11 protein-coding genes are annotated in these 13,349 nt (G+C 71.7%); 3 read left to right on the forward strand and 8 right to left on the reverse strand.

Features of this window, described 5'->3' with window-relative positions; all coding sequences use genetic code 11:
- Nucleotides 1-19: 19 nt before the first annotated feature.
- Nucleotides 20-1,411: an MFS transporter gene (locus ACFHW0_RS27060; protein WP_416612045.1), complete on the forward strand. Its 1,392-nt coding sequence runs from the start codon at nt 20-22 to the stop codon at nt 1,409-1,411.
- Nucleotides 1,412-1,513: 102 nt separating this feature from the next.
- Here the strand turns inward: ACFHW0_RS27060 and ACFHW0_RS27065 are convergent, their stop codons facing one another.
- The 7 genes from ACFHW0_RS27065 to ACFHW0_RS27095 are packed head-to-tail and all read right to left on the reverse strand — an operon-like array spanning nt 1,514 to nt 10,287.
- A complete protein-coding gene (locus tag ACFHW0_RS27065) occupies nt 1,514-2,179 on the reverse strand; it encodes an NPCBM/NEW2 domain-containing protein (RefSeq protein ID WP_416612046.1) in 666 nt (221 codons plus the stop codon).
- Nucleotides 2,180-2,225: 46 nt separating this feature from the next.
- Nucleotides 2,226-4,373, reverse strand: coding sequence for an alpha-N-acetylglucosaminidase TIM-barrel domain-containing protein (locus ACFHW0_RS27070; RefSeq protein ID WP_416612048.1), 2,148 nt, complete (start codon nt 4,371-4,373; stop codon nt 2,226-2,228).
- 2 nt (nt 4,374-4,375) lie between these two features.
- A complete protein-coding gene (locus ACFHW0_RS27075; RefSeq protein WP_416612050.1) occupies nt 4,376-5,710 on the reverse strand; it encodes a Gfo/Idh/MocA family protein in 1,335 nt (444 codons plus the stop codon).
- 20 nt (nt 5,711-5,730) lie between these two features.
- Nucleotides 5,731-6,591, reverse strand: a complete 861-nt coding sequence (locus ACFHW0_RS27080; RefSeq protein WP_416612052.1) for a carbohydrate ABC transporter permease — start codon at nt 6,589-6,591, stop codon at nt 5,731-5,733.
- Nucleotides 6,588-7,544: a carbohydrate ABC transporter permease gene (locus tag ACFHW0_RS27085; protein ID WP_416612054.1), complete on the reverse strand. Its 957-nt coding sequence runs from the start codon at nt 7,542-7,544 to the stop codon at nt 6,588-6,590. Before ACFHW0_RS27085 ends, ACFHW0_RS27080 begins: the two co-directional genes overlap by 4 nt.
- Nucleotides 7,541-8,914 (reverse strand): ABC transporter substrate-binding protein, encoded by a 1,374-nt coding sequence (locus ACFHW0_RS27090; protein WP_416612056.1) that lies wholly within the window; start codon nt 8,912-8,914, stop codon nt 7,541-7,543. Before ACFHW0_RS27090 ends, ACFHW0_RS27085 begins: the two co-directional genes overlap by 4 nt.
- A gap of 35 nt (nt 8,915-8,949) precedes the next feature.
- Nucleotides 8,950-10,287, reverse strand: coding sequence for an alkaline phosphatase family protein (locus ACFHW0_RS27095; protein WP_416612058.1), 1,338 nt, complete (start codon nt 10,285-10,287; stop codon nt 8,950-8,952).
- 132 nt (nt 10,288-10,419) lie between these two features.
- Here ACFHW0_RS27095 and ACFHW0_RS27100 point away from each other — a divergent pair, with 132 nt between their 5' ends.
- On the forward strand, nt 10,420-11,442 hold the full coding sequence (locus ACFHW0_RS27100) for an Lrp/AsnC family transcriptional regulator (protein ID WP_416612060.1): 1,023 nt from the start codon (nt 10,420-10,422) through the stop codon (nt 11,440-11,442).
- A gap of 191 nt (nt 11,443-11,633) precedes the next feature.
- Nucleotides 11,634-12,503, forward strand: a complete 870-nt coding sequence (locus tag ACFHW0_RS27105) for a peptidoglycan DD-metalloendopeptidase family protein (protein ID WP_416612062.1) — start codon at nt 11,634-11,636, stop codon at nt 12,501-12,503.
- 109 nt (nt 12,504-12,612) lie between these two features.
- Here ACFHW0_RS27105 and ACFHW0_RS27110 read toward each other — a convergent pair whose 3' ends face one another.
- Nucleotides 12,613-12,921 (reverse strand): NIPSNAP family protein, encoded by a 309-nt coding sequence (locus ACFHW0_RS27110; protein ID WP_416612064.1) that lies wholly within the window; start codon nt 12,919-12,921, stop codon nt 12,613-12,615.
- Nucleotides 12,922-13,349: the final 428 nt, after the last annotated feature.

Below are 13,349 nucleotides of genomic sequence, written 5' to 3' on the forward strand. Positions count from 1 at the left end.
GCGGAGGAGCCTGGCAGCCATGGCGGAACCTGTGACCGCAACCGAAACTCCCACACCCGCGAGTCCCCACCCGAAGCGCTGGCGGATCCTGGGCCTCGTCGGCATCGCCCAGCTGATGCTGATCCTGGACGTCACCGTCGTCGCGATCGCCCTGCCGCACATGGGGGCGGACCTGGGCATGGAGCGGGAAGCCCTCACGTGGGTGGTGAGTGGATACACCCTCACGTTCGGCGGCCTGCTGCTGCTCGGCGGTCGCGCCGCGGACCTGTTCGGCGCCCGCCGCCTCGTCCTCGCCGGCCTCCTGCTGTTCAGCGCCGCGTCCCTGACGGCGGGGCTGGCGACCAGCGGCCCCATGCTGCTGGGCGGTCGCGTCGGGCAGGGCATCGCGGCGGCGATCCTCTCCCCCGCCGCCCTGTCCCTCGTCGTCACGATCTTCGACGGCGACGAGCGCAACAAGGCGCTCGGCATCTGGTCGGCGCTCGGCGGCGGTGGCGCCGCCCTGGGCGTCCTCCTCGGCGGCCTGCTCACCGCCGGGCCGGGCTGGCCCTGGGTGTTCTTCGTCAACGTGCCGGTCGGGATCATCCTGCTGCTGGCCCTCCGGATGCAGCTTCCGCCCCAGGCGCCCACCGGCGCGACGGCCCGGCTCGACGTGCCCGGCGCGGTGCTGGTTACGGCGGCCACCGGATCGCTGATCTACGCGCTGATCCGCGCCGGCGACGTCGGCTGGGGCAACCCGACGATCCTGCTGCTGCTGGTGGCCGCCGTGCTCCTCTACGCCGCGTTCGTCGTCCGCCAGCGCCGCGCCGCGAGCCCGCTGATGGACGTACGGCTCCTGCTCCGCCGGCCGGTGGCGACCGGGGCGCTGCTGATCCTCGTCGCGACCGCGCTGATGATCACCGTCTTCTTCCTGGGCACGTTCTACCTCCAGGACCACCAGGGCTACGGCGCCCTGCGCACCGGGCTGCTCTTCCTGCCCGTGGCGATCACGACCATGCTCGGCGCGAACGCCGCCGGCCGCGTCATCGGCCGGATCGGGGCGCGCACCCTCGGCGTCCTGGGCCTGCTCGTCTCGGCGGCCGGCATGGCGGTCCCCGCCGCCGTCGACGGGACCGCGGCCCTCGTCGTCGGGGTGAGCGTCGCCGCCGCCGGCACGGGCGTCCTCTTCGTCGTGGCGTCCGCCGTCGCGCTCGGTCAGGTCGCGCCGCAGGAGGCCGGTCTCGCCTCCGGCATCGTCAGCACCTTCCACGAGTTCGGCGCCTCGCTCGGCGCCGCCGTCGTGTCGAGCATGGCCGCGGCCAGCATCGCGGGCACCAGCACGGCGGGCTTCTCCCGAGGCTTCACCACCGGCGCCGTCATCGCCGTCGCCGCCGCGGTCCTCGCCTTCTTCCTCACCCCCCGGCCGACCCACTGAGCCCCGAGCCGGTGGTCGGCGGGGGCCCGCCCGCCGACCACCGGTTCGGACACCGGCACGCTGCGGCCGCGCGGGCACGCCGCCCCGTCGACGAGCCGGCGCTCAGCGGCGTAGCCGCGGCGCGATCCAGGCGCCGAGGCTGTCGCCGTGGCACTGCTCGACGCTGGTCGTGCTGACCCGCAGGGACACCTGGGTCGAGTCGCTGATGTCCACCTTGACCGGGCGGGTCCGCCCGAGGCCGACCGTGGTGGTGAAGACCTCCTTGCTGTCGGAGAGCACGCTGAACCGCAGCGGCCGGGCCTTCGGGGACTCGTCGGCGATGCCCACGGCCGCTTCGAGGACCCGGAACTGCCGGCTCACCACGAACGTGACCGTGTAGTGGTCGTTCAACCAGCACGGAGACGCGGTCAGCACCGCCTGGTGCGGCTTCCCGGCCACGGTCAGCGGCTCCTGTTCCCAGCCCTCGAAGTCGTCCATCTCGCGCATCTCGGTCAGCGGGACCACGTCGGCCTGGGGCGACGGTGACGCGGTGACCGCGGGCGACGCGGGTGTCGGGGAAGGATCGGTACTGGTGGACGCCGCCGGTGCGGTCGGCTGGGGCGGCCCGGTGGACGGGGCGCCCTGGACCGGCGGTGCGGCGCCGCCGCCGGTGTCGCGGTTCAGCTCCAGCGCGACGGGAACGGCCGCCGCGACCACCGTGGCCACGGCGGCGATGACCGCGCCGACGATCGCGGGATGGGACGAGCGACGCCGTCTCGGGACAGACACGGCTCGATTATGGCAACTCCGCGCACGCGGACCGGGCCGCCGCCGGTCAGTGCCCGAGCCGGTCGAGGATCCTGGCCGCCACGTCGAGGGCGTTCCCCTCGGGCGCGGCGGGACAGCCGCCGATCGTTCCCCGCCAGCGCTCCTCGTGCGCGACGACGCGGGCGCGCAGGACGCCGACGTCCGGCGCCTGCCCCGTCGTCGCCGCCCGGGCCAACCAGGTCGCCCACAGCTCCCACCGGGGCAGGTAGTAGTCCCGGACGAGCCCGGCCCAGTGCCGCCCGGAGTAGTCGTGCAGCCCGCTGGTCTGGTGGCCCCACACGGAGACCAGACTGCGGGCGTCGCGCTCCATGACGTCGGCCTCGGCGGGCGAGTCGCCCCACGCGCGGGCGTCGTCGATCCACCGGCCGACGCGCGATTCGGACCGCGTGCCGGCGAGCTCGTCGAGGTCGAGCAGATCCACCCGGAACCGGACGAAGTGGTCCAGGACCCCATCCCCGTCCCGCTCGGCGAAGGCCGCCAGCATCCCGCGGATGTGGACCCGCGATCCCTGCGCCAACACGTGACCGACCAGCTCGACCACGTCCCGCTCGACCTGCTCCCGGACCCCCGCCTCCGGCGCCCGCCCGAGCAGCAGCCGGGCGGCCGAGGCGATCCGCGGCAGGGCGCCGAGGACCATCGGATCGTTCTCGGCGTCGATGTTGGCCGACTGCCGCTGCGGCTCCGCGTCCTGCGGGACGAACTCGCCGGCCAGCCGCTGGGCGGCGAACGGCGCGTCGGCCGACCACGGCCGGGCGATGACGGGAGACGGGATGGACCGGGTGCGCCCCGGCGCGTAGAGCGTGTCGGCCAGGAGCCGCCAGGCCAGGGCGAAGTCCTCGTGCCCGGACGCGTAGCGCTGCCGGGCGAACGACCGCAGCCAGTCGTCCAGTCGGGGCACGCCCCAGGTCAGGTCGGTGGCCAACTCGTAGAAGACGCTGTTGTTCTCGACCGCCTCCGGTGCCAGCCCGACGCCCGCCAGCCGGGCCGGCCGCGTACGCCGCAGCTCGTCGACGTCGCGACGCAGCCCGTCCAGGTCGCCGAAGAGCGCGAAGCGGCCCCCGAAGTTGTGGATGGCGCACCACACCCAGCGCCGCCCGAACATGCCGTCGCGGCGCCACATGGGGGCGTGCTCGCCCCACAGGTCCAGCAGGAGCAGCCGCTCGTCGGGCACGTCGGCCAGGAACGCGCGCACGCGCTCGGGCCGCCAGAAGTCGCGCTGGTAGTGGAACGGCCAGCCCTGGAGCACCCAGGTCGCCTCGGGGTCGCCGTCCGCCATCGCCCGGTAGACGGCCCGGCCGACCGACGCCAGGTAGTCGGGTTCCCCGGACGGCGGCACCGACTCGATGAACGGGTCGACGGCGTAGTGGTGATCGGTGCCGAACAGCTCCCGCTGGATGCCCAGGAACTCCGCCGTCAACGACGCGAACCGCTCGCTGTCGGGGCCGAGGATCGGGGTACGCCAGCCCTGCCACTCGATCTCGCCGGCCGACGGGTCGGCCAGCTCCGGGGGGACGTGCCCGCCGAACACGGGCAGGACGGGCGTCATGCCCAGCGTGCGCTGCCGGTCGAGGATCCGCTGCGCCAGCTCGACGTGGCGGCTGATCCAGCGCGACGGCAGCGGCCCGCCGAACGAGTTCGTGTTGCCCATGAACGTCCACGGAAAGTGCGCCGCGCTGCCGATCCACTCGTCGACCCGGGCCGCGTCGAGCCCGGCCCGCCGGAACGTCTCCGCCAGCACCGCCTCGTGGCCGACCTGCATGAGCGGATGGGTGACGCCGTGCAGCGCCATCCAGTCGATCTCCCGCTCCCAGCGGTCCCAGTCCCAGAACGCCGCCGAGTAGCCGTAGGTCACGGTGTTGAGGTGGTAGCGGACCGCGAACGGGCTGGTCAGCCGCGTCGGGGGCGCGTCCGGCCAGGGCGTGGGCCGGGGCGCGAGCCGGGGCTGCTCCCAGGTCACCTGACGACCGGCGTACGCCTTCAGGTACTGCCCGAACGCGGCGGCCGCGGCCACCGGATCCGACCCGCGCAGCGTCAGGACGCCGTCGCGGCACTCGTATTCGGCGACGGCCGCCTCGTCCCCGGCGGGGATCCGCTCCACCCGCACGTCGTCGGCCGTGCCGGCGACGCGGGCCACGAGGGCACGGACCTCGTCCACCGTCACAGCTCCTCGACGGTGCGGTTCAGCCGCGACCGCTCGGCGGCGAAGGCGACGAGGTGGCTCTCCACGCTCTCCTCCAGGGAGCTGGGGGCCGCCTCGACGTCCTCGCCGGACAGCCGGCTCCGGACCCGCCCGGTGAAGTCGAGCATCAGCCCGGCGTCGCCGCCGCCGTGTCCGGAGAACGCCTCGATGACCTCGTCGACGACCCCCTGGCTGCCGCTGCCGACCTGGAACGTCTCGTCGGTCTGCCGTCCCTCCACGGTGGGCGGCGTGTCGGTGAAGGTCGCCAGGCTGATCCGGCCCGAACGCATGTCCGCGGTGATCTGCCCGTGGCTGCCCATCAACGTGAGGGTCCGGGTGTTCCACGCGGTGAACGCCGAGACCACCAGCGACGCCGTGACGCCGTTGCCGAAGCGCAGCGCCGCCGTCTGGTGGTCGACGACGTCGTTGTCCATCCGGTAGACGCACCGGCCGTAGTCGGTCAGCCGCAGGGCCCGCCGGCGGCCGGCCACGCTCGTGTCGTTCGTGACGACCGTGACGGGCGGCCCGTCGACGTCGGCGAGCTGGTCGACGTAGAGGCGTTCGGCGTTGTACGGGCAGGTGTCGGCGACGGCGCACCCGTCGACGCAGCGCTCGGTCGAGCCCTTCGGCGCGTGCTCGGCCCGGAAGTGGCGGCGTTCGCCGAACGAGGCGACAGTCGTGCAGGGCGCCCCCACCAGCCACCGGAGGATGTCGATGTCGTGGCACGCCTTCGCCAGCAGCATCGGGCTGGACCGGTCGGCGCGGTGCCAGTTGCCGCGTACGTAGCTGTGCGCGAAGTGCCAGTACGCCACGTTCTCGATGTGCGAGATGCCCTGCAACTCGCCGATCCGGCCGTCGTCGAGCAGGCGGCGCAGGGTCTGGAAGAACGGGGTGTAGCGCAGCACGTGGGCGACGGTGACCGTGCCGGCGCTGCCGCGGGCCGCGACGGTCAGCCGGTGCAGCTCCTCAGCGGTCGGCGCGATGGGCTTCTCGAGCAGGACGTGGTGCCCCAGTTCGAGGGCCCGGAGGGTGGGATCGACGTGGTCCCGGTCGGGGGTGGCGACGATGACCGCGTCCCACGGCCCCCGTTCCGCGAGCGCCTGCCGCCAGCCGGTGAACCGTCGGTCCGCCGGGATGGCGTGGGCGTCGCCCAGCCCGTCGCGGCGCTCCGCGTCGGGCTCGGCGACCGCGACGACCCGGGCCGCCTCGGGGTGCTCCAGGCACCACTGCGCGTACGCGTGCGCGCCACGCCCTCCCGCGCCGAGCACGAGCAGTCGTACCGGTCCCGATCCCGGTGACACAGGGCCTGCCACGTCGATCATCCTTTCGGTGTTCACTTGTCCGCCCCGGAGGTCAGGCCGGTGACGATGTAGCGCTGGGCGAGGAAGAAGATGACGATGACCGGTACGGTCACCGCGATGGAGCCGGCCAGGAGCACGGTCACGGGCACCTGGAAGTCGGTGAGCTGGGCGAGACCGAGCGGGGCCGTCCACCGCGACCGGTCCTGCACGAGGAAGAGCAGCGCGTAGAAGTACTCGTTCCAGGCGATCATGAAGACGTAGATGGCGGTCGCCACGACGCCGGGCAGCGCGATCGGCAGCACGACCTTGCGCAGCATCGTCGGCAGCGAGCAGCCGTCGAGCAGCGCCGCCTCCTCGACGCTCTCCGGCAGGGCGAGGAAGTAGTTGCGCATCATGTACAGCGCGACGGGCACGGTGGCGGCGACGTAGATGACGAGCAGCCCGACGAGCGACCTGGAGAGTCCCAGCCGGCTCAGGATGACGAACTTCGGCACCGCGAGCACGATGCCCGGGAACAGGTAGACGGCGAGGATGATCCCGCTCGTGAAGCGCCGGCCCCGGTACCGCAGGCGGGCCACGGCGTACGCGCCGAAGATGCACGCGACGATCGACACCGCGACGGTGGCGAGGGCGACCAGCAGGGAGTTGACCACGAACCGGCCGAGCCCGAAGCCACCCGCCGACTCGTCCTTCATCGCCGTGACGTAGCTGGACAGGTCGATCTCGCCGAGGCCGGGGACGACGTCGAGGGGTTCCAGCAGCACCGCCGAGTACGGGCGCAGCGAGAGCAGCACCCCGTACAGCACGGGTCCCACGGCGCAGACGAGCGCGACGGTGACGAGCGTCCACCGCAGGACGTTGACCGGGCGCGAGGGCCGCATCGCCGAGCTCACAACGCCTCCTTCCGCCGGGAGAGCAGGACGTAGCCGGCCAGCAGCACGCAGAGGATCAGCGACATCAGCAGTCCGTAGGCGGCGGCGCTGCCGATGTCGGACCGGGTGACCAGCTCCGTGTAGACCTTGATCGCCATGACCTGGGTGCCGCCGGCGCCCTCGGTCAGCAGGTAGACGTCGTTGAAGTTCTGGAACGACCAGATGAACCGCATCAGCAGCAGCAGCAGGAGCACCCCCCGCAGCTGGGGCAGGATGATGTGGCGCAGGTTCTGCCACCGGGAGGCCCCGTCCAGGGCCGCGGCCTCCTCGATCCCGCCGGGCACGTTCTGCAACCTCGCCATGACGAACAGGAAGGCGAGCGGGAACGACTTCCAGACCTCGAAGCAGACGACCACGAGCAACGACACCGGTACGGGCAGTCCCGCGACGTCCATCGAGGTGGTGCTGAGGAAGCCGACAGGGTTCTGCCAGCCCAGGTACTCCTGGCCGACGGCGTTGACGATGCCGTACTGCGGGTTGAGCATCGTGCGCCAGATCATCGCGGCCGCGATGACCGGCAGCACGTACGGGATCAGCAGCAGCGCGCGGACGAGCCCCCGGCCGCGGAAGGGGCGGCGCAGGGCGAGGGCGAGGGCCGTCCCGACGCCGATGGACCCGACAGTGGTCAGGGTCGCGTACGCGACGGTGGTCCAGAGCGCCCCCCAGAACGCGTCGGACCGCCAGGCGTCGGCGATGTTGTCGAAGGTCCACTCGATGGTGGACGGCGACAACCGGGGGATGTCGATCAGTCTCGTGTCGGAGAAGGCGAAGACGACGACGAGGGCGAACGGGAGCAGGACGACCAGGGCGATCAGCACCAGCGTCGGGCCGGTGAGGAGCTGACCGTTGAGGTTCTCCCGCTGGGAGCGGCTGAGCCGCTCCCAGCGCGAGGACCGCACCGTGGGCGCACTCACAGTTCGGCCTGGACCTTCTTGACCTGCTCGGCCATCGCCTTCGTGACCTGCGCGGGCGGGTCTCCGGCGTAGAGGCGCTCCAGGAACTGCGCCAGCACTCCCTGCGCGGTGACCGCCCCGGCCAGCGGCGAGTCCTTGGTGCCCATGCCCCACAGGCCGACGGCGTTCATGCCGTCGCGGATCTGGATGACCATCTCCGGGCCGTACAACTCGGCGACGGAACTCTTGGCGTCCGGCCCGACGCCGAGCTTGCCCCACGCGTCGAGGTAGGCGTCCGGGTCGGCCTTGGTGCCGTTGCGCAGCGGGATCCGGCCCTCGGTCGCCGAGGCGAGCGTGTCCGAGTAGCCCTCCTCCAGCATGTACTTGATGAACTCCTTCGCCCCGGCGGTGTTGGCCCCCTCGGGGATGCCGTAGCCGAGCGTGGCGCCGTACTGGGCGGGGTGGTTCCGGTCGAGCACGGTGATGAATCCCGAGTTCTTCGAGAGGAACGCCGGGTCGGTCTTGCACTGCGGGCACGTCGCCGGGTTCGCGGGGTCGAGGCCGGCCAGCTCGTCGAGGATGTGGGTCGAGAAGAGCAGCATCGAGGCCTTGCCGGCGAGGTACGCCGCCCGCGCGCTGGTCACGTCGAAGTCGCCCTGCGTGCTCGAGTCGCGCAGGATCTTGAACTGCTCGGCCGCCCGGGTGCACTCGGGCGAGTCGATCGTGACGGTGCCCTCCCGGACGAGCTGGCAGCCGGCGCTCTGGAACGTCGAGTAGACGCCCTCGGTGCCGGACGCGGTGCCGGACTGGGTGCCGAGGGCGATGCCGGTCACCCCCGTCGCCTTCATCGCGGTGGCGGCCTTCGCCACCTCCTCGAGGTTGGTGGGCACCTTGACGTTCGCGGCCTGGAGCAGGTCCTTGCGGTACACCAGGAGGTGCACCCAGCCGTCGCTCGGCACGGCGCCGACCTTGCCGTCCAGGCTGAACGCCTTCACGGCGTTCGCGTTGAACGTGTCGGCGCCGAGCTCCTCGACGACCTCCTCGGCGGCCTTGGTGTTCAGCAGCCCCTGCGACCGCCAGGCGGCCGTGGTGGTGGAGCTGTGCAGCATCACGTCGGGCACGTCGCCGGAGGCGGCGCCGGTCGCCAGCGACTGCTGCTGGTCGGTCTCGCTGAGCGGCACGACCTTGACCTTGATGCCGCTCTTCTCGGTGAACCGGGCCGCGACCTTCTCCTGCGCCGCGACCCGCTGCGGGGTCGTCTGCGGCGTCCAGAAGGTGATCTCCTTGGCCGTCTCCGCCTCGGAATCCGACCCGCCGCACGCGACGAGCGTGGTGAGCGCCGTCGCGGCGGCGATCGCCGCCGCAAACCGGCGCTTCGTCAGGTGACCCATCTGCTGTCTCTCCTCGATCTGCGTAGTGACGACGGTCAGGACCGCTCGACGGCCCCGCGCATGACGTGACCCTGCGAGTTCGCCGGCGGGCGCACGCCGAGCAGGGCGGTGATGGTGGCGGCCACGTCGACCAGGCCGACGTTGCGCAGCGGGACGCCGCGGCGGATCCCGGCGCCGGAGAGCACCATCGGGACCTGCGCCTCCGGCAGGGCGCCGTGCGAGGCGCGGGGGGCGCCGTCGGCGAGCGTGGAGAGGTGGTACGGCTCGACCGGCTCCACCACGAGGTCGCCGAGCTTGTCGCTGGCCTTCAACCGGCGCAGGTCCTGCTGGTCGCGGACGGCCGCGATGCCCGGGATGCCCCGGATGATCCCGGCGATGCGGCGGGCGTTCTCCGGGGTGTCCGCCCGGCCCCGCAGGGTGATGTCGGCGGTACGCGGGGCGGGCACGACGACGATCTCGCTGGCCGGATCCGGTACGCCGCCCGAGCTGGCGACGACCTGGACCTTGAGGCCGGTCGCGGAGAGCCGGTCGAGCACCTCGGGCAGCAGCGGGACGGTCCACTCCCGGGCGCCGTGGTCGGCCGTGACGACGAACGCCGTCCGGTCCAGGACGCCGGCCTCGCGGGCGGCCTCGCGGACCCGCCCGATCTGGGCGTCCACGCGGGCCAGGGCGGCGGGCAGGTCGGGGTCGGAGAACCCGCCGTCGTGCAGTACGCCGTCGACGTCGTCGCAGTAGACGGTGATCAGGTCCGGGATCGCGGCGGGGTCGACCATGGTGCCGCCGGAGTTGACCGGTTCGCCGCGCAGCAGCGCGATCGCCTGGTCGGCGCGGGTCTCGCAGTTGCCGCCCGGCTGGGTGTACAGCGCGGCGGGGTCGCCGTACGTGGCGCCGTAGTTCTGCACCGCGTACCACTGGAGGTAGGCCGCGGTCCGGTCCTGCCGCTTCAGCGAGTGGGCGATCGTCTCCACGCCGGGCTCGATGTAGCGCTCCTGCGAGACGCCGCGACCGGTCTCCTGGTTGTAGTAGTAGCCGGTGTTGCGGTGCACGGCCGGGTACGCGCCGGTCGCGGTGGTCGTCCGCGACGAGTTGGAGTACGACGAGTACGACCCGTCGGCCACGCCGAAGGTGCCCTCCCCGATGAGCGCCCGGATGTTCGGCAGCTCGGCCAGCCCGGCGTAGCGCCCCGTGAGGAAGCGCGGGTCGAACCCGTCGAAGTCGAACATGATCACGTGCTGCGCGGGCCGCACGCCGCCCGCCGTCGCCGCCGGTGCCGACACCGCCGGGGTCGCCGGCAGCACGGCCGCCGCGAGCAGTACGACCGCGCCGGCCGCGCCGGCCCTGACCGCGCTGGAACGCCTGATCGGATGCGCCACCCTCTGCCTCCTCGAACCGTCGGACCCGTGGGCGAGAGTCTGCCGGAGACACGAGGGAGATTGTCAAGATGCCAGTGTGAGATGCAAGATACGCGCATGCAGAACCTCTCGGCTGACGGGAATGGTCGATCCTTGGACGAACTCGACCGGCAGATCGTCGGCGCCCTGCTCGCTCACCCGCGAGCCACCCACGCGCAGATCGGCGAGGCGGTGTTCACCTCGGAGGCCACCGTCTCCCGCCGGGTCCCGCGACTCCTGCGCAGCGGCGCGGTGCGGATCATCGGGGTCATGGACGGCGAGGCGACCCGCCGGGCGCGCTCGCTGTTCGTGCGGCTGCGCTGCCGCCCGGACGCCGCCGGCCGCTCCGCCGAACACCTGGCCCGGTGGCAGGAGTGCGGCTCCGTCAAGCTGCTCACGGGCAGCGTCGACTGCGTGGCCGAGGTCTCCTACACCTCCAACGAGCACCTGCTCCAGCTCATGTTCGAGCAACTGCCCGGCCTGGACGGTGTCCTGGCGATATGGAGCAACCAGGTCATCCGGAGGTTCTGCACGCCACACAACTGGAGCCCGAGCCTGCTGCCGGCCGAGGTCGTCGACGAGCTACGGGCGCAGCGGACGGACCACTGGAACGAACAGACACCCGTCGAGACGCCGTCCCGGCTCAGCCGACTCGACGAGCTGATCATCGCCAGCCTCGCCACGGACGGTCGCCAGGGCTGGCAGCAGCTCGCCGAGCGGTGCGGCGCGAGCCCCGCCACCGTACGGCGGCGGGCCGAGGCGATGATGGCGGCGGGATTCCTGCGCATGCGGACCGTCGTCGAGCCCAGCCTCGTCGGGCTCGCGGTGAACGCCTTCGTCACCCTCAGCGTCAACCCCACGCAGCTCGGGCAGGCCGGCGAACTGCTCGCCGCGCACCCGGCCGTCCTCATGATCTCTGCGACGACCGGGGACCGGAACCTGTGCGGCGAGATCGCGCTGGAGAGCGACGCCGCGCTCTACGAGTTCCTGTCCGGCACCATCGGCCAACTCCCCGGCCTCCAGCACGCGGACGTGGCCGTCGCCCTGCGCTCCGTCAAGCGGGCGGGGATGATCCTGCCGCCCGCGCCCCCCGCAGGCGAGACCAACCGTCGCAGTGTGGCCGCCCCACCCAGATGACCGACCTGCGCGCCCGCAGGGCAGAGTCACAGCCCACCGGGGTCACCCCCGGGGCGGATCGGCGTTGCGCGTAGAGCCATTGGCGATCTTGACAGTCTCGGCCCCGTTGGGACACCCTCTGGGCCAGATCGCGCCCGAAGGCCCGTGGCTCACGGGCACGCGGTGGCAACGTCGACATTCCACACAGATACATGGAGGCGCATCTGCGTCGCGATATCGCAGTCAGCATGGCTGCGCTTGTCGCCGTGCTCGGAATCCTGGTTCCCCAGGGATCCGCGCTCGCCGGCAGTGGCGCACCATTCAAGCTGCCTTACCGGGCTGGACACGCCTACACCATCACCCAGACTCCTGGGAGCGGCTACTCCCACAACGACGGCTACAACCGACATGCCGTCGACTTCGCCATGCCGCAGGGCACCCCGATTGTCGCCTCGGCCGCCGGCACCGTCCGCTACGAGGGATGGAACAGCGGCGGAGGCATCATCGCCTTGATCGACCACGGCAACAATCGATGCTCCCAGTACGCCCATCTCAGCACCACCATCGTCGACAGAGGGCAATGGGTGGCGCAGGGGCAGCACATCGGCGCGTCCGGTGCCACCGGAAATGTGACCGGTCCACATCTTCACTGGAACGTCGTCTACTGCGACTCTCAGCTCAGCCGCGAGATCCCCAATACGGTGGAGACCGGCACCAACTATCCCACCGGCACCGCCCCCGTGAGCCAGAACCGCCTTTCCACCAGCCTGCCGGGGGCTGATGGCGAACGGGTGTCCGACTTCAGCGGTGACGGTGCCGCCGATGTCCTGGGGGTCGCCGCCAACGGTGACTTCTGGTACTACCCGCACAATCTTGCCGGTCTCAGCACCCCGGTGAAGATCGGGAACGGTTGGGCGGCCTTCACGCACGTCATGGCCGCCGACTGGAGCGGCGACGGCGCCGCCGACGCCCTGGGAGTCGACGCCAACGGAAACCTCTGGTACTACCCCCACAACGGAGCCGGCCTCGGCAACCCCGTCAAGATCGGATACGGCTGGGCCACCTTCGTACACGTCATGTGACAGTGACGATCCACCAGGGCGGGTCGGCCCAGGCACCAGACCGGGTGCCCCGGTCGACCCGCCGGCCAGGGCGCCGCGCCGGGGACGGGCGAGGCGCGGCGCGGCGCGTTCAGTCCGGCAGTAGCGGGCGCATGAACGTCCTCTCGTAGCGCAGGACGCATCCTGACTCGTCGCGGATCCGGTCCGCGTCGACGAACTCCGGATCCTCACCGAACCGTGAGCGGTAGCGCTCGTAGGCGGCCAGGCTGTCGAAACTGAACAGTGCCTCCGCCCGGTCGCTGGCACCCTCGGCCGGCAGGAAGTAGCCATGGTGGATACCGCCGTGCCGTGCCACCAGTCGCATCCACTCGCGGGCGAAGCGCTCGAACGCCTCCAGCCTGGTCGGGTCGATGGTGTAGTGCACCACGCAAGTGATCATGAGGCCACCATAGGCCGCGCGGAAGCGTCAGGCAGACATCGGCCGGTGCCGCCCAAGCGGCCGACCGGGACGCCCACCGCCGTCGCCGAGTGCAGGCCACCGGTGTTTCTGCTCCCGAAGACCCTATCCCTCAAGTTCTGGCCACCACGTTACGAGGATAAGGGAATTGCATGAAATCCGGCGACTCGGCCGGAAGGTCTGTAAGCCCACGACCTCCACGCCTTCGCTGCGGAGGAACCGGACCCGCGCCGCAGGTCGAGGCGGAGTCCGGTCGCAGTCAGCGGCGTTGCGGGCGTACCGACAACTTCAAAGCATTGACACTGATCAAGCTTTCGGGCACACTTTCCGCAGTCGCCTCAGCGCAGACGGTGAGCCCCTTGTAGCAAGCGTGTTTCGAGCAGGATACATAGATTGGGCCGCGTCCTCAC

This window comes from Micromonospora sp. LOL_025, from assembly GCF_048060285.1.
Classification (GTDB): Bacteria; Actinomycetota; Actinomycetes; order Mycobacteriales; family Micromonosporaceae; genus Micromonospora.